The sequence below is a fragment of the Nocardia sp. NPDC020380 genome (assembly GCF_044386975.1).
Lineage (GTDB): Bacteria > Actinomycetota > Actinomycetes > Mycobacteriales > Mycobacteriaceae > Nocardia.
The window spans coordinates 67,161-82,528 of the sequence record NZ_JBIRVQ010000011.1; the positions used below are offsets into that span (position 1 = coordinate 67,161).

Below are 15,368 nucleotides of genomic sequence, written 5' to 3' on the forward strand. Positions count from 1 at the left end.
ACACCACACCCGCACCGCACAGGATAGCGGCCCATTTCCGTTCCGTCAGCGGTCAATTCGAGCCGGATTCGAAACATGTGATTCGAAACATGGTTTCGTACAGTGTTTTTCAGTCGTGAGCAGGCATGCTGTCGCTCGGCTCGGCGAGCACCGCCGCCACGACGGGCGAGTCGCGGTAGGCGGTGGCCACCGCCACCAGCCACGCGAGTTCACCCGGAAAGGACGGCTCACCGGGACGCTGGAACGTCTCACCGCGATCGACCGGCGGCACCCCGTCCCGGTGCGCGCGCAAGGCCAGCGCGATCCGACCGGCCTCGACCGCGGCGGCACGATCGGCACCGGAAATCCGGAGATCGTCCGCGGCACGTGCGGCCCGCGCCGTGATCTCGGGACTCAAATGCGGTTGCAGGATCAGCAGCGCGTCCCGGATCTCGATGACCCGCCGATACAACCGGTCCTGCACACTCCCCCGCACCGCCGGTGCGGCATCGGCCAGTTCGGGAGTCGCCGCACGCAGCGCCGACCACAACGGATGCAGCTGCGGCAGGGCCCGCGCATGCCGCACCGCCGACACGCCCTTCGGCAGCAGCGACGGGCACAGGTAGCCGACCAACATGATCGTCGCTCCGGCGCTCGCGAATCCCGGGGCGATCTTCGTATTCAGTTCGTAGGCCGACACACCCGCCCACGCCGCCACGATGGCCGCGACCTTGCCCACGCTGTAGCCGAGGGAGATCAGCGACCCGGCGGCCAGCAGCACCAGACCGCGCCGCAGCCAAGGCTGTTCCCGCACCTGCGGCAGCCAGGTACGGCACAGCACGACGATCCGCACCAGCCCCACCGTGTAGGCGCACAGATAGATGCCCAGGAACACGTCGACGAGCGGCACCGTCGCGTACGTGTAGTCGAAATCGGTGGGATGGCTCGCATCGTGCACGGGGGCCAGCCCGAACAGGATCGTCATATCGCCGACCACGGCCACATTCACCAGCAGCACGACACGCGCGATGCGGGAGCGTCCGGCCGCGGCCCCTTCCGGCGCGACCAGATACCCGGTCCACACCAGCTGCCACAGCACCGCCGTGGCAATGGCCGCGTACACGATCAGCGTCGCCAGATTGGGAACCCCGGACACCCTGCCGATCCACGAGTAGGTCTGCGGGACGGCCGCTTCGAACCCGATCGCCGCGCAGGCGATGGCGATGGCGACCGCCCAGCGCGCGGTGGCCTGGGGTCCGCCGCGCAGGGCGAGCGCCAGCCGCCAGGCGAACGCGATCAGGGCCAGCGCGCCGACGCTCCCGTAGACGAGTGCGAATCCCATGCGCTCAGCCGAGTCCCGGTCCGAGGGTGTCGAGCAGATTCCGGATATCGGCCGGCGCGCTGTCGGGCAGCACCCATTCGGCGCGCGGCGTCCAGCGCGTGATGTGGTGCGCCATCAGCAGATCCGCGAGGTGCTCGGCCTCCTGTTCCTCGTGTGCGGAGGAGCAGGAGCGGCCCAGCATGCGCCGCACCACCGCCGGATCGATATTGGGCGCCAGCAGGCGCAGCGCGTCGTCACCGGTGACCGTGACGGTCCGATGCCCGGCGAGCAGGTGGCCGAATTCGTGGCACACGATGTGATCCTGATGCAGTTCGGTCGTATTGCTCTGATAGGCAATGAAATCGATGTCCCGGGTCACCAGGAGGCCGCCGGAGAGGCCCGCCACCGGGAACGGTTCGGGGCGCAACCGCAGCGGCCGGCCGCGCCGGTGGGCCAGCGCCCCGGCCAGTTGCGCCACGGTGAATCGATCACGCAGCCCCAGCTCGCGCAGTTCGCGGCGTAGTCGCCGATGATCCATCATCGAGTGCTCACCGCCCGCATCGTTCCAGACCGCGATCTGCATGGCTCACTGATCTTTCCCGTCGCGGTCGTCTTCGATGCGTCGCAGCACATCCAGCATGGCGAGGATGGCTTCAGCCCGGACGGTACCGTGCGCCAGTCCGTCGCGCAGCGCCAGCTCCAGGGCGGCCGCATCGGCTTTCCCCTTGAGCGCGTTGATCAATGCGAGTTCGCGACCGCGGGCGACGGCCAGTTCCGGATTGGTCAGCGGGTCCAGGCTGTCCAGGCCGAAGTATTCGCGGAGCGCTTCGAGCGTCTCGTAGGAGGGGTTGATCGTCTGCCCGGTGCGCAGTTTCCACAGGTAGTTGGCCGAGAGGCTCACTCCGGTGGTGCTTTTGATGTCCTCGGCCAGGGCACGGTGGGTGATCTCCGTTTCACGCCCGTCGCGCAGAACGGCCGGGTGCATGGCGCCGATCAGGGTATTGAGGGCGCTGGTGAACGGATGCTGTTGTGCGGCAGCCATTCTTGTCTTGTCTCCTGTAGTTGACAGGCGCGGTGAGCGCGATCATATACTCGTTCGGACTTCGCGGCCATCGGCCGGATTCGCTGCCCAAGGAAGGGGAGGGCATCGAGACCGGCGGTACGGCCCGTGACGTCAGAGTGGGGCGATCGATGCGGCTCGCCCCACTCGATCAGCTCCGGCCGCGGTCACGGGCAAGGCGATCGGGCCGCGGTGCCGGAAGCCGGATCGCCATCCGATCGCGGACTCCCCAGCCTCGACTCGCAGGCCCGGCAGGCGTGTATAGATCTCCGCGAGTATCGCTCCCACCACCGGCTTGACGAATCCCGTTCCGACACAGGCATGTGCGCCGTGCCCCAATGCGAGATGTGGATTCACTCCGCGCCGCAGGTCCAGTTCATCGGGTGTGCTGAACCGCTCCGGATCCCGATTGGCGGCGGCCAGGCACAGCAGCACCGTCTCCCCCGCCGCGATCCGCTGCCCGCCGATCTCCAGCCCGGTGGTCGCGAACCGCGGCGCGGACAACACCTGCGGGGACAGGAATCTCAGCAGTTCGTCGACGGCGACCGTCCGGTCCGAGACCGACAGCAGCGTTTCGCGCGCATCGGAATCGCCGGACAAGGTGAGCACCGCCCCACCCAGCACATCCATCAGCACCTCGTACCAGACGAACAGCAGGTAGAACAGCAGCCCGCCCAGCTCGGCCGAACCCGTTGGGCCGCCACCGATTCCCGCCCGCACCAGGCGGCCGACCATATTGTCGTGCGGGTTCTCGCCCTCACGCGCGACGATCGCGGCGATGATGTGCTGCATGGTGGCCAGCGTGTCCCGGGCTCGCGGCGTGGCGCCGGGCCGCAGGGTCGATTCCGCCCAGCCCGTCAGCTCGTCTCGCTCATCGTCGGCGAGACCCAGCAATTGCCCCAGCACCAGCGCGGGCAGCGGTAAGGCCACGCGCTCCATGAAATCGAATTCGCCTGTGCCGTCGAGCTCGGCCAGGCAGGCCCGCGTCGCGTCCGCCGCGCGGTCGCTCCACTCTCCCGCCTTCCGCAGCTCGCCGACCACCGTCCCGCGCAAGCGCGCCAATTCCTGTGGCCCACTGGTCTGAAAGACGTCCAGCGGTGCGGGCACCGAGAACCCGCGATAGTCGTCGCCTTGCGCGTAGCGAAGATTCACCGACAGCCGGTCCTCGAGCAGTCCGCCGCGCACCTCCGCGTAGCGCGTCACCAGCCAGGCGGGCGGGCCGTCCGGTGTGGCGACCCGATGCACGCCACCGTCCTCCCGCAGCGATCGCAGCACACCCCATGGCTCCCGCGCGAAACCCTCATCGAAGATGCTCAGCACGCACCCATCATCTCTCTTGCGGCTCGGTCGCTCTCGCCGGAGTGGACGACGGCCCGGAAGCCGCGGGGCTTCCGGGCCGTCTACGTGCTTCGAGCAGGGCGTGGTCTTCCTCCAGCGTTCCGCCGGCGCCATCCGGCCGGTGCGCGCTGCCACGTCCGGAATCCGGACGAACGTGGCTGCGAGGGGATGCATTCTCCGGACGGCGCGACCTTGCGGTTCGCCCCACCATTGCTCGTCGCAAACCGGTCTTTGGGTTCACACTGCCCGCGTACCCGTGCCGGTCCCAACGAGTGTCGGGCCACTGGCCGCCGATTCGCCAACCAGACACGGACTCCTGGCACGGCTGGTCGCGGAGTTGGCACTGTCGGTCCGCGCGGCGCACAACCGTTCCGCACGAATGATATTGCAACTGTAACAACAGTATTCGTTCTTCAGTGCGGAACGACGCGTTCCACATGCGCCCGGTCCGCGCCCATACCGACCAGGATATCGATGAGCGCCGGCAGGAAAACCGTTGTGCGACTGTGGTCTTCAGGGCCGAGATAGCCGTTCAGTTCCAGCATGAGGGCACCGTGCATGAAAGCCCAGAGGCGAGCCGCCATATCCCGGGCCGGGCCGGGGCCCAGCCGACCGGCGGCCATCATCCGTTCCACGGCGCGGACGGGGTACTCGAAGGTCTCGGCGCCGATCGCACCGGATGCCTCGGCCGCGGGGAAATCGCAGACCGAGCGGGAGTGGTCGTCCTCGGGCGCGGCGAAGCTGAAAAGCAACCGATAGCGCCGCGGATCGGCCAGGGCGAACTCGCGGTAGGCCACGGAGAGTGCGAAGAAGTCGGCCACCGGATCGTCGGTGTGCGCCACGGCGCCCAGCGCGGCGCCGAAGCGCGCGAAGATTTCGGCGAGCACGGCGGCGAGCAGTTCGGTCATGCTGCCGAAGTGCGTGTAGACCGCCATGGTCGACACTCCGGCCGCCGCCGCCACCCGGCGAGTCTGCAGGGCCTGGGGCCCGTCCGCTTCGAGCAGCCGGATGGCGGCGTCGATCAGCTCGGCGCGCATGACCGGGCTGCCGCGCCGCTTCTGCTGAGGGGAGCGGGAATTCACCATTGAAGCACCTCCATAACAGCGTTATTGTAGAGCCATAACACTGTTATCCGTGAGGGGCCTGCAATGGGCAATCGCTATCTCGAGGGCAGCTTCGCGCCGCTCGACCAGGAATACACACTGACCGAACTACAAGTCACCGGCACCATCCCCGACCACCTCGACGGCCGCTATCTCCGCAACGGCCCCAACCCCATCGGCGACATCGATTCCCAGCTCTACCACTGGTTCAGCGGCGACGGCATGGTGCACGGCATCCGCATTCGCGACGGCCGCGCCGAGTGGTACCGCAATCGCTGGGTACGCGGACCGGTCACCTCGATCGCCCTGGGCGAGACACCGCAACCCGATTCGGGGCGCGGCGGCGGCGCCAATACCAATGTCATCGGGCACGCCGGCAAGATCCTCGCGCTGGTCGAGGGCGGCGGATCCCAATACGAACTCACCGGGGACCTCGACACCGTCGGCGCCTGCGATTTCGACGGCATCCTCGGCGGCGGATACACCGCACACCCCAAACGCGACCCCGATACCGGTGAACTGCACGCGGTTTCGTACTCGTTCCTGACCCCGGGGTCCGTGCAGTACTCGGTCATCGGCACCGACGGCCGCGCCCGGCGCACGGTCGACATCGAGGTCGGCGGATCCCCGATGATGCACGACTTCTCGCTCACCGAGAAATACATCGTCCTCTACGACCTGCCGGTCACCTTCGACACCGGCACGGTGGCCGAGATGATCGCGCCGCGCTGGCTGCGGCTGCCCGCGCGACTGTTGTTGTCGGCCATGATCGGCCGCGTGCCGATGCCCAGCCCGCCGCGCCCGTCCGGACCGCCGCGTGATCGGCGCATGCCCTACAGCTGGAACCCTCGCTACCCCGCGCGGATCGGCGTGATGTCGCGCGAGGGATCGACCGCGGTGCGGTGGTTCGATATCGAGCCCTGCTATGTGTTCCACCCCATGAACGCCTACGACGACGGCGACACCATCGTGCTCGACGTGGTGCGCTACCCGAAGATGTTCGACACCTACCACTTCGGCCCCGACGACGGCGTGCCCAGCCTGGACCGCTGGGAGGTGGACCTGTCCGCGGGCAAGGTCCGGCAATCCCGGCACGACGATCGCGCCCAGGAATTCCCGCGCATCGACGAACGACTCACCGGCAAACGCCACCGCTTCGGGTACGTCCCCGGCGTGGGCGACGGCCTGCGCGGCGAATCGACCCTGTACAAACACGACCTGGCGAACGGAACCACCGCCAGTCGCGACTTCGGCGCCGGAAAAGAACTGGGCGAGTTCGTCTTCCACCCGTCGTCCCCCGACTCCGCCGAGGACGACGGCGTGCTCATGGGCTTCGTCTACGACGCACCCAGCGGGCGCAGTGAACTCTCGATCGTGGATGCCGGGACACTCGAACCTGTCGCCGATATCCAACTGCCGCACCGCATTCCCACCGGGTTCCACGGCAACTGGATTCCGGAGGCCTAGCCGTCAAGCGCCGGACGCGCGCCTGCGCAGCGCCCACCACGCCTGCAACGCGATATGCGGATCGCGCAGCGAGGTGCCGGTGAGCTCCTCGAAGCGCGCAATCCGGTAACGAATCGTATTGTGGTGCACCGACATCAGCTTCGCGGTCGCGCCCACATGCATACCGGATTCGAGATAGCGGTCGACTGTGTCAAGAATGGCGGCGGCGGACTCACCGTCGCCGACGAGTGCGATGAGCAGTTCCGACATCGCCTCCCCCACATCGGCATCGGCCAGCACGGCGGGCAGCAGTCCCAGCCCGGGAAAGCGGTGGACACCGGACAGGCCGAACGCCTGGGCGGTGGCCACCGCGCGCGTGGCCAATCGCAGCGAACGCGCGTGATCGCCGATCGGCGCGGCCGGCCCGATACCGCCCACCACCCGGCCGCCGACGGCGGGCACGGTCGCGCAGACGCCGAGCACGTCATCGTCGATGACCGACAGCAGACCGTTCGGCGGCCGGCAGGACGGCTGCCGCTGCAACTCCTCCCCGAGCGCGAACACCGAATCGCCACCGAGCGGGCGGATCCGCACCGTCAGATAATCGCGGTCGATCGCCAGGCCGTAGCGTTGCGCCTCCAGCCGGATGTCATCGGTGGCGGCATCCGAGAACAGCAGTCGCCGAACCAATTCCGTCCGGCGCAGCCCGTCCTGGCGATCCAGGACGGCGCCGGCGTCGCGATGCCCGGCACTGAACGCGAGCGTGGCATCGTCGGTGACGGTGAGTACGTCGGTGGTGAAATCCATCAGCAGCGCATCGCCGACACCACCGGCCCGCCCGGCCGCGACCGCGCGGTCGATGGACATCCGCACCCCTATCTGCCAGCCGCGCAGCACCGCCTCCAACGGGATGCCCTGCCGGGCGCGCAGGGCGCCGTACTCACGGAACCCGGCCAGGTCGAGCGGCTCCAACCGGCCGCGATCCAGCACGACCTGCACGACCCGTTCCATGGCCTGCCGCACCGAATCCGATACCGCCGCCGCATCGATGTTCGCGTAGGCGGGAATCTCCGCCTGGAACCGCTCGATGAGCTGCTGGGCGTACTCCCGGGATTCGGCGAGCAGGTAACTCCGGAACTCCCCGCCGAACCCGGCGCCGGACTCGGATGTGGTCACGGCGGCAGCCTACTCCGCGGCAGCTGGCGAATAGTCCAATCGTTATACCGGAAACCGGTGCGGTGAGACCCGCCGGGACGTCCATGTTTGGAATATTTGCCAATCGCTCGTCCTCGAATTCTTGATTCTCAGCCATGGTCGCCGCGCCCTCGCGACTGAAAGCCTGAAGCCGTCCGGTGCGCCCGCATCGGCGGAACCACGAGATCGGATGGTCGATGACGCCCATGCCCGCCCCCACTCGCCGCGCCGGGAGCGGCGAACCGGTGCTGCTGTTGCATCCGTTCCTGCTGTCGCACCACGTGTGGGACGACGTCATGGACGCGCTCAGCGACAGCTACGACCTGTTCGCGGTGACCCTGCCGGGGCATTGGGGCGGACGACCCATCTCGCCACGCGCGCTGGATGTTCCGGCGCTCGCCGATGATGTCGAGGCATGGCTGGACGAGATCGGCTGGGACACCTGCCATATCGCCGGGAACTCGCTCGGCGGCTGGGTCGCGGTCGAACTCGAGCGGCGCGGCCGCGCTCGGAGCCTGACCCTCATCGCGCCGGCGGGCGGCTGGCGTCATCTCTCCCGTACGGCACTGACCGTCGGCGGGAAGTTCCTCACGCTCGCGCCCTTCATCGGACTGGGCCGGTTGCTCGGCGATGTGTTCGCGAAGCGTCGCTGGGTGCAGCGCGCCGCACTGCTGGTCGTCAGTCGTCATGGCGGAGCGGTAAGCCGCTCGGCGGCAACGGATTACATCCGGGCAGCGACGCATTGCCCAAGCTTCATTCCGTTCCTGTGGTCCGGACTTCGAGGTGACGGCGTCGCGGGGCTCACCGAGGTGAGCGTGCCGACCACACTCATGCTGGCCGAGCACGACGTACTGCTGCCCAATCCGAGCTGCTCGAAACGCTTTCTCGACGAACTACCCAGTACTACAACGCATCTCATGCTGCCGGGGGTCGGCCATGTGCCGATGTACGAGAACGCGCCCCTGGTCGCCGCGGAACTGCGATCCGCGTTCATTCGCCACCGGTCCGAGACCGCGGCCTAGAGCTTCGAGGAATCACCTGATGAACGGCACCGACCTGCCGACCCTGTGCGCGGCCTTCCAGCACACCGCCGCGATCGACCCGGACGCGGTCGCCCTGCACGTCCACGAACCACGGATGCCCGTCCCCGTCCGCTGAGGCGGAGCGGCTCATGAAACCCTGTCCGTATGTTCGTGAAGCTGTGCGGCCTGCGCACCGAGCAGGATGTGGCCACCGCCGTCGACGCCGGCGCCGATGCGGTCGGGTTCGTGTTCACCACCAGCCCGCGGCAGATACCTATCGACACCGTCCGGGAACTGCTGCGGGGCGTACCGGCCGGTGTGCTGTCCGTCGGTGTCGTGCACGGCATTCCCGCTGACGAGGCGGGAGCGCTGGCGCGCGCGGCCGGGGTCGACGCGCTGCAACTGCACGGCTCGTATCCGCAATCGGCCTTCGAGGGGTTGGCCGGATTGCGGCTGCTGCGGGCGACCTCGCTCACCGCCGACACGGATGTACGAACCGGCGCGTACGGCGAGGAGTGGCTACTGCTCGACTCCCCGGTCGCCGGTTCCGGCGCCCGCTGGGACCTCAGTGCGCTGCACACCGCGCGCCCGACCGGGCAGTGGCTGCTCGCGGGCGGACTGGCCCCGGACAATGTGGCCGAGGCCATCGCGGCCGCGCAGCCGTGGGGCGTGGACGTCTCGAGCGGCGTCGAATCGGCGCGAGGTGTGAAGGACCACGGCCGCATGCGCGAATTCGTCGCCGCGGCACGAGCATAGGGGGCGCAACACCTCGGCACCGGCGGAAACCGCCGGTGCCGAGGCCGAGGGGTGATGCTCAGTCACGTTCTGTTTCAGCAGGACTCGTGAGCCGGCCCGGCAGGAACAGCAGCGTGAGGATCGCACCGGCAATCAGTACGGCGAAGCAGGTGAAGATCGCGTGCGTCATGCCGTGTGCATAGGCACTGTCAGCGGTGTGGATGAGTGTGGCGCCTAGGCGAGTCGGCAGATCGGCGGCCACCGCGTGCGCCCCGGCGATATTGTCGCGCACCGCGGTACTCGCACCACTGGGCAGCCCGGTCAGTGTGTCGCCGAGTCTGGAGCGGTAGACGCCGTTGAGGACGCTGCCCAGGATCGCGGTGCCCAATACGACTCCGATGCTCTGCAGGGTGCGTGAGAGCGCATTGCCCATGCCGGCCTGATGCTCGGACAGGGTGCCCAGCACCGTGTCCGCGGCCAGCGGCAGTCCCAGTCCGAGACCCAGGCCGAACACCGACAATCCGAGCGCGACAATGCCGTAGCCGCTGCCGACGTGGGCCTGAGCCAGCACCAGCAGCCCACCTCCGCCGATGAGCATGCTTGCCGGAATCACGTACCGGACACCGATTTTCGTCCCGAAGGTTTCGCCCATACCCGCTCCGGCCAGCATGGCGCCGATCATCGGCAGCAGTCGCAGGCCGGTGCCTTGGGCGTCGCTGCCCTGCACGATCTGCAGGAACGGTGTGAGCAGGAACAGGACTCCACTCATCGCGAAACTGATCACCGCGAAAGCGATTGTCCCCCAGGTGAACAGGCGATTGCCGAACAGGCGCAGATCGATCAGTGGCGATGCAGTGCGGCGCTGGCGGATCAGGAACGCGCACACCAGGATCAGGCCCCCGATCAGTGCGGTGAGTACCCGCGCGTGCCAGCCGTCGGCGGGCTGCTCGATGATCGCGTAGGTGACTGCGACGATGCCCGCTCCGGACAGGATCGCTCCCTGCCAGTCCAGGCGCGGGTCGGCGGGATTGCGGCTCTCGGGCACGAACGCCCACACCCCGATCAAGGTCAGTGCCACGACCGGTGCATTGATCAAAAAGACCCAGCCCCAGGAGAAGTGCTGCAGGATCCACCCGGCCAGCAGCGGACCGGCCGGCAACGCGACCACCGCACCGACCGTCGTCACGGTCACCGCGCGCCGGCGATCCGCGTCGATCGGGAAGAGCACCGGCAGGATCGCCATACCCATCGGCATGATCACCGCCGCGCCCGCGCCCATCAGGGCACGCATGGCGATCAGCTCGCCGGCGGTGTCGACCTGGCTGGCGATGATCGACGCGGCGCCGAAGAGCGCGAGTCCCGCCAGCAGCGTCTTGCGTCGGCCGAACTTGTCACCCAGCGTTCCCATGGGCAGCAGCAGTCCGGCCCAGACCAGGTTGTAGGCGGTGGTGATCCACTGCAATTGGCTGGTGGATGCCTGCAGTTTGGTGGACAGGGTCGGCAGGGCGGTGATCAGGATATTGCTGTCGAGTCCGACGACCAGAAAGCTCAGGGTCAGCGCGGCCAGGCCGAGCCAACGCCCCCTCGACCGCCCGGCGGGACCCGCCGCGACAGTCGACACGGGTGACTCGATGGTTTTCCGGTCCGAGAGATCGGACCTAGAGTTGGACATGATTGGCTCCTTTCAGCCAGTCATCTGTCCCCGGGGATCGGACTTGTCTTGCCGGACTCCCGATCCCCGGGGTACTTCGCCCCATGACTTGGGGCAAACTCACTCGGTGCCGCGCACCTCGTTCTGCTGCTCGGCCGCGATGGCCTCGAACAGCGCTACGACCTGCGCATTCAGCGCTCGCACCGCCGCGTCGGACGGCGTGGCGTCCGGCTCCAACGTGCGCCGCAAGGTGTATTCGAGCAGGGTCGCGCGCTGGTGCAGGCTCATCGCCGCGTCTGCGGAGGATTCCGCCGCGGCGAAGAAGCCCTGCATCACCGTCTCGAGCAGCCAGCCCGCCTGATCGATACCGAGTTCGGTGCGCAGCAGGCCCTGCTCGTGGACGAGTTCGAAGTAGTTCTTGTTGCCGGCCAGCTCCTGCTGAGCGAGGGCGACCGCCTCGTCTTCGGCGAGCACGCCCAGAATCTCGACATCGGACAACAGCAGCGCCTTGACCAGTGGCCGGTGCGACACCTCGACGAAGATCGCGCTCATCAACCGGTGTGGCAGAGCCAATTCCGGATCGGTCGACAGCGCCAGCACCAGGGTCTGCATCAATCGCGTGGTCTCGCGCCGCAGCACCGCCCACAGCAACGCTTCGCGCGTCTTCCAGTGCAAATAGATTGTGCCCTTACCGATTCCGGCACGCTTGGCCACGTCGTCGACGGTGACGCGGCGGTACCCGTGCGACTGCAACAGCTCGGCGGTGACATCGAGGATCAGTTCGGCGCGAGCCTGCCGTGCGTCGGTGCCCGCTCGGAGACGCTGTGATTCCCGCATGGATTGACTATATGACCAGATTTCAATTTTGGTCAACCAGTTCGCTACGGCACGCGGCCGAGTGATAGCGGCCGCCGCACGCGGGTAAGCAATGCCATCTGGCGATCCGGGGCGGAGCGGGCGTCTACTGGAGAGGCCATTTTCCGAAGCCGCTGGGAGCCCCGGATCGGATGAATACCGCTCGGACACGCGATATCGCCAGACAACAAGTGGAAAACATTGCCGTGCAACCGGATCAGCGGTTGCGGCTGACCGCGGAGTTCTATCCCGCGCCGCTGGCCGCCTTCGGCCGCGCCGAATCGACCTTTCTGCGTTGGGAACTGAGCCGCGGGGTGCTGGATCCCGCTACCGGCAGCGCGTGGTGGCGGGCGATCAATGATCGACTGCTGACCGACAAGCTGGAGGCCCGGCTACTGCACGCCACCGGTGGGTTCGCGGCGACGCCGTCGGCGCAGGCCTGGCTCGAATTCCTGCGTACGCCGACACCGGTCACCTGGTATCGCGCCCACAACCACAGTGTGGTGTCGGGCTATCTCGACAACGAGGCGCTGGTCCACGCCGAGCTGGACACCGAGCGCTTCCTGATCAATGTGACGCTGGCGCGTGTGCTGTTCACCCATGCGCTGCTCGAGCGACCCCGGCTCGCGCTCGGCCGCTTCGCGGCGCTGGGCCCGCGGGTGGCCGATCCGCGCGGCGGCTCGGTATCGCTGTTTCTGGACCTGCGCAATGTGTTCCCGCAGCAGTATCCGTTGCACGGCACCTCGATAGCGGAGATCCTCGGGGGCGAGGGCAAGGCGGCCCGCGTCATCGACTACGGGTTGATCCTGCCGAAAGTCAACGCGCTCTATGCCTTCGCGGCGGAGAGTCTCGCGGAGCCGCGACTGCCTGGCCTCGTCGACCACGGCGTCTTCCACTACGGGCAACCGAATGTCGACCTCGCCGAGCAGCCCACCAACACCGCGATCCGGCTGACCAGGGCTATCACCCGCACTGCGGTCAATTACCCGCGGCGATAATGGTTTCGCAGCTGCGGGCGGCGGCGCGGCAGGTGGCGGCGGTCAGCGGATCCAGCAGCGGATTGTCGAGTTGGCCGCGCCAGTGCCGGATTGCCCGCAGCGCGACGGCGCGGCATTCGGCGCGGCTCGCCTCGGGCGGGAGACCCAGACGCCGTTGCGGGGCAATGCCTTCGCCGCCGAGAATCCGGGCGGCACGCGCCCGATCCGGTTCGCTGAGCCGATTGGCGCGAATCGTGGAAAGCAGGCGGAGTTCGGCGAACGTGTGCGTGTCCGCGAGGCTGCGGGCCACCTGCCGCGACAGTTCCGCGGTCGCCGCCGACTGGTAGCGGTGCAGGATGTGCGCCAGCCGCGACAGCGCCGAATACGCCCGCAGCTGTTCATTGCGTTCGCCGAAGCGAATATTGATGGTGCAGCGCAGATCGTCGAGACCGCTGCGGCGCACCAGCTCGGCCGACAAGGCGGGGGCGTCGGCACAGCCCGAGCGGATCATCGAGACCGCCAGGCGAATACCGAACAGGCTGAAAGCCTCCACGAGATGGCGGCGCTCCTCGGCAGGCACGGGCAGCGGGGCCTCGGGGGCGGTGAAGCGCGCCACCGAGATCAGGGCGGCATCCAGCGCGCCGGGCGGCAGCGATGCCAGCGAGCGCAGGGCCAGGAATTCGGTCTGGCGCAAGGTCTGACCGCGCAAGGCCAGCAGGCCCGATACCGGCAGGAAGCTCTGATGCAGGCCGCGCAGTTCCGGCGCCTCCGCGAGCGTCGCGCTGACCCGATACGCGGCATCCAGGGAATCCCCGCGGCCGCCGTCGATCTCGTCGGCCCGGGACAGGACGCCGAGCACGCCCAGCGGGCCGGCGCCGATGGTCATCTGATGGTGAATGGACTGCAGCAGTTGCACATCGGCGTCCCGCAGGTCGCGCATGAGGTAGACGACGGCGTCGGCTTCACACGGGCCGTCCTCGGGCGCCAGCAGGGCGAGGGTGCGTTCGGAGACATCACGTGAGTTCGACGAGGTGCCGGGGGTGTCGATGACCGTGTAGTCGTTCAGCAGCGATGACGGCCAGCTGACGGTCAGGCGTTCCACGGCATCGGCGGGCACCCCCAGATCCAGGCTGAGATGACCGTCGGTGCGCAGCACCGGAAGCCGCCGCTGCTGCCCGCGCGCCACCAGATCGATGCGCGGCGCGGCCGCCTGCTGGAACCAGGTGACCACCCGGGTGCACTCGGTCGCATCGGTCGGCGCGATCTCATCGCCGATCAATGCGTTGAGCAGCGTCGACTTGCCGGATTTCAGGGTGCCGGCCAACGCCACCCGCAAGGGTTCGTCGAGCCGGCGCTCGCAGGCGGCCAATTCCGCGGACCACTTGGACCGCGGATCGACCTCCCGGCGCGCGGCATGAATCAGCCGACGCGCCTCGGCGAGTTCCCGACCTGGCATTACGCGCCTCCCGGAGTGAAGGCCAGCGTCCCGGCCTGTACACGCAGCTCACGCAGCCGATCGGCGGTCGCGGCGAGCTGCCCGACCCGTTCGTTGCGCTGGCTGTCGTGCAGATTACCGGCCTCCTGCGCCGCCAGCAGGGCTTCATTGGCCGAGCGCAGCATCTCCTCGGCGAGTTCGGTGAAATGGTCGCGCAGGATGCGCTGCACCTCCCGCAGGCGCTGCTTGGATTCGTCATTGACCTGGAAGACGACCTCGTCCATCAGCCTCGCCACCGCGAGCTTGGCCTCGGCCTTGCGGCGCGCCTTCAGGGACTTGTGATCCTCCCGGAAGGTATTGGCGCCCAGCAGCAATCCGGCGCCGATCGACCACGGATTGACCAGCGCCAGGCCGAGCAGGCTGGTGGCCAGGCCGACCATCAGCACACCACCGTAGGAACCGCGGAGGCTGGTGATGGTGCGCTGGATGACGCCGGCGCGGCCGCTCTCCAACGCTTCGAGGGTGCCCCACTGTTCGGATACCGTGCCGGCGCCCGAACCCGGCAGGGACGGCAGCTGGGTGCGGCCGTCCTCGGCGAACTTCTCGGCGACCTTCGTGGAGAGTTCGATCGAGAGTTTGTGGGCCAGTACGAAATTGTCGTTGACCTCCTCCGCGATCCGGTCGTCGAGCCGCTTCGAGAAGGCCTCCCACTGGCGGGCGGGATCGGTCTTCGCGATCTCCTCGTCGGTCTCGCGGATCAAGGCCCGCAAGCGATTCCGCAGATCGTGATCGACCACCACGGTCAGTTCGGTGATGCCGTCGCCGAGCACGTACTGCCAGTTGGCGGTGCGCTTGCGCAGCGCCTCGGCGGCATCGCGGGCGCCGCGGATCCGCTCGATCAGCTCCGCGCTGCGAGCCGGGTCCTGCAGGGCCATGAGTTCCGAATTCAGAGTCAGGGCAACATGATCGGAGACGACGCGGATATCGTTGGCGAACGAGTCGCGGACCACCGCGTCGGCGCGCGCGACAATGTGGGTGCGGATGAAATCGACCAATTGCGGCATGCCGGACTCGATTTCGAGCGCGGGATCATCCAACCGGCTCGACATCATGTGCATGGCCGCCGAGACCGGCAGGATGGGCAGGCTCAGACCGGCATCGGTGAGATGCTTGCGATCGGCCTTCTGGATATCGGCCCACCGCACATAACTGTCGATCTTGTTGATCACGCAGGCGACCATCGGGCACAACT

At 67.9% G+C, this 15,368-nt stretch carries 14 protein-coding genes; 4 read left to right on the forward strand and 10 right to left on the reverse strand.

Annotated elements, in window-relative coordinates; translation table 11 throughout:
• Nucleotides 1–109: 109 nt before the first annotated feature.
• The 5 genes from ACH438_RS29365 to ACH438_RS29385 all read right to left on the reverse strand — a co-directional run bounded on the left by ACH438_RS29365 (nt 110) and on the right by ACH438_RS29385 (nt 4,783).
• Nucleotides 110–1,321, reverse strand: a complete 1,212-nt coding sequence (locus tag ACH438_RS29365; protein ID WP_397010960.1) for an MAB_1171c family putative transporter — start codon at nt 1,319–1,321, stop codon at nt 110–112.
• Between the two features lie 4 nt (nt 1,322–1,325).
• The gene (locus tag ACH438_RS29370) at nt 1,326–1,883 is read right to left on the reverse strand and encodes a hypothetical protein (protein WP_397010962.1); all 558 of its coding nucleotides are present in this window, start codon (nt 1,881–1,883) and stop codon (nt 1,326–1,328) included.
• A gap of 3 nt (nt 1,884–1,886) precedes the next feature.
• Nucleotides 1,887–2,342, reverse strand: a complete 456-nt coding sequence (locus tag ACH438_RS29375) for a hypothetical protein (RefSeq protein ID WP_397010964.1) — start codon at nt 2,340–2,342, stop codon at nt 1,887–1,889.
• A 132-nt stretch (nt 2,343–2,474) separates the two neighbouring features.
• Nucleotides 2,475–3,680: a cytochrome P450 gene (locus tag ACH438_RS29380; RefSeq protein ID WP_397010966.1), complete on the reverse strand. Its 1,206-nt coding sequence runs from the start codon at nt 3,678–3,680 to the stop codon at nt 2,475–2,477.
• Between the two features lie 431 nt (nt 3,681–4,111).
• Entirely contained in the window at nt 4,112–4,783 is a 672-nt protein-coding gene (locus tag ACH438_RS29385) for a TetR/AcrR family transcriptional regulator (RefSeq protein WP_397010968.1), read from the reverse strand.
• 63 nt (nt 4,784–4,846) lie between these two features.
• On the opposite strand from ACH438_RS29385, the gene ACH438_RS29390 reads away from it, so the two are divergent.
• Nucleotides 4,847–6,268, forward strand: coding sequence for a carotenoid oxygenase family protein (locus ACH438_RS29390; RefSeq protein ID WP_397010970.1), 1,422 nt, complete (start codon nt 4,847–4,849; stop codon nt 6,266–6,268).
• A 3-nt stretch (nt 6,269–6,271) separates the two neighbouring features.
• Here ACH438_RS29390 and ACH438_RS29395 read toward each other — a convergent pair whose 3' ends face one another.
• Entirely contained in the window at nt 6,272–7,423 is a 1,152-nt protein-coding gene (locus ACH438_RS29395; protein WP_397010972.1) for a PucR family transcriptional regulator, read from the reverse strand.
• 215 nt (nt 7,424–7,638) lie between these two features.
• Between ACH438_RS29395 and ACH438_RS29400 the strand changes: the two genes are divergently transcribed.
• Both ACH438_RS29400 and ACH438_RS29405 read left to right on the forward strand, forming a co-directional pair.
• Nucleotides 7,639–8,463 carry an alpha/beta fold hydrolase gene (locus tag ACH438_RS29400; RefSeq protein WP_397010974.1) on the forward strand — a complete coding sequence of 275 codons (825 nt, stop codon included), beginning with the start codon at nt 7,639–7,641 and terminating at the stop codon, nt 8,461–8,463.
• 165 nt (nt 8,464–8,628) lie between these two features.
• Nucleotides 8,629–9,219 carry a phosphoribosylanthranilate isomerase gene (locus ACH438_RS29405; RefSeq protein ID WP_397010976.1) on the forward strand — a complete coding sequence of 197 codons (591 nt, stop codon included), beginning with the start codon at nt 8,629–8,631 and terminating at the stop codon, nt 9,217–9,219.
• Between the two features lie 58 nt (nt 9,220–9,277).
• Here ACH438_RS29405 and ACH438_RS29410 read toward each other — a convergent pair whose 3' ends face one another.
• Both ACH438_RS29410 and ACH438_RS29415 read right to left on the reverse strand, forming a co-directional pair.
• Nucleotides 9,278–10,870, reverse strand: a complete 1,593-nt coding sequence (locus ACH438_RS29410; protein ID WP_397010978.1) for an MFS transporter — start codon at nt 10,868–10,870, stop codon at nt 9,278–9,280.
• Nucleotides 10,871–10,969: 99 nt separating this feature from the next.
• Nucleotides 10,970–11,686, reverse strand: a complete 717-nt coding sequence (locus ACH438_RS29415) for a TetR/AcrR family transcriptional regulator (RefSeq protein ID WP_397010980.1) — start codon at nt 11,684–11,686, stop codon at nt 10,970–10,972.
• A gap of 170 nt (nt 11,687–11,856) precedes the next feature.
• Here ACH438_RS29415 and ACH438_RS29420 point away from each other — a divergent pair, with 170 nt between their 5' ends.
• Complete coding sequence (locus ACH438_RS29420; RefSeq protein ID WP_397010982.1) at nt 11,857–12,702, forward strand: hypothetical protein; 846 nt, start codon at nt 11,857–11,859, stop codon at nt 12,700–12,702.
• On the opposite strand, the gene ACH438_RS29425 is transcribed toward ACH438_RS29420, so the two are convergent.
• Both ACH438_RS29425 and ACH438_RS29430 read right to left on the reverse strand, forming a co-directional pair.
• On the reverse strand, nt 12,683–14,137 hold the full coding sequence (locus tag ACH438_RS29425) for a dynamin family protein (RefSeq protein ID WP_397010984.1): 1,455 nt from the start codon (nt 14,135–14,137) through the stop codon (nt 12,683–12,685). The two genes, ACH438_RS29420 and ACH438_RS29425, sit on opposite strands and share 20 nt — an antisense overlap.
• Complete coding sequence (locus ACH438_RS29430; protein ID WP_397010986.1) at nt 14,137–15,345, reverse strand: hypothetical protein; 1,209 nt, start codon at nt 15,343–15,345, stop codon at nt 14,137–14,139. The genes ACH438_RS29425 and ACH438_RS29430 overlap by 1 nt, the downstream gene beginning before the upstream one ends.
• Nucleotides 15,346–15,368 lie beyond the last annotated feature (23 nt).

What these genes read in the sequence shown, in the direction of transcription:
- ACH438_RS29365 (WP_397010960.1), bottom strand. Translation starts at nt 1,321, where the DNA reads ATGGGATTCGCACTCGTCTACGGGAGCGTCGGCGCGCTGGCCCTGATC.
- ACH438_RS29370 (WP_397010962.1), bottom strand. Translation starts at nt 1,883, where the DNA reads ATGCAGATCGCGGTCTGGAACGATGCGGGCGGTGAGCACTCGATGATG.
- ACH438_RS29375 (WP_397010964.1), bottom strand. Translation starts at nt 2,342, where the DNA reads ATGGCTGCCGCACAACAGCATCCGTTCACCAGCGCCCTCAATACCCTG.
- ACH438_RS29385 (WP_397010968.1), bottom strand. Translation starts at nt 4,783, where the DNA reads ATGGTGAATTCCCGCTCCCCTCAGCAGAAGCGGCGCGGCAGCCCGGTC.
- ACH438_RS29390 (WP_397010970.1), top strand. Translation starts at nt 4,847, where the DNA reads ATGGGCAATCGCTATCTCGAGGGCAGCTTCGCGCCGCTCGACCAGGAA.
- ACH438_RS29400 (WP_397010974.1), top strand. Translation starts at nt 7,639, where the DNA reads ATGACGCCCATGCCCGCCCCCACTCGCCGCGCCGGGAGCGGCGAACCG.
- ACH438_RS29405 (WP_397010976.1), top strand. Translation starts at nt 8,629, where the DNA reads ATGTTCGTGAAGCTGTGCGGCCTGCGCACCGAGCAGGATGTGGCCACC.
- ACH438_RS29410 (WP_397010978.1), bottom strand. Translation starts at nt 10,870, where the DNA reads ATGTCCAACTCTAGGTCCGATCTCTCGGACCGGAAAACCATCGAGTCA.
- ACH438_RS29415 (WP_397010980.1), bottom strand. Translation starts at nt 11,686, where the DNA reads ATGCGGGAATCACAGCGTCTCCGAGCGGGCACCGACGCACGGCAGGCT.
- ACH438_RS29420 (WP_397010982.1), top strand. Translation starts at nt 11,857, where the DNA reads ATGAATACCGCTCGGACACGCGATATCGCCAGACAACAAGTGGAAAAC.
- ACH438_RS29425 (WP_397010984.1), bottom strand. Translation starts at nt 14,137, where the DNA reads ATGCCAGGTCGGGAACTCGCCGAGGCGCGTCGGCTGATTCATGCCGCG.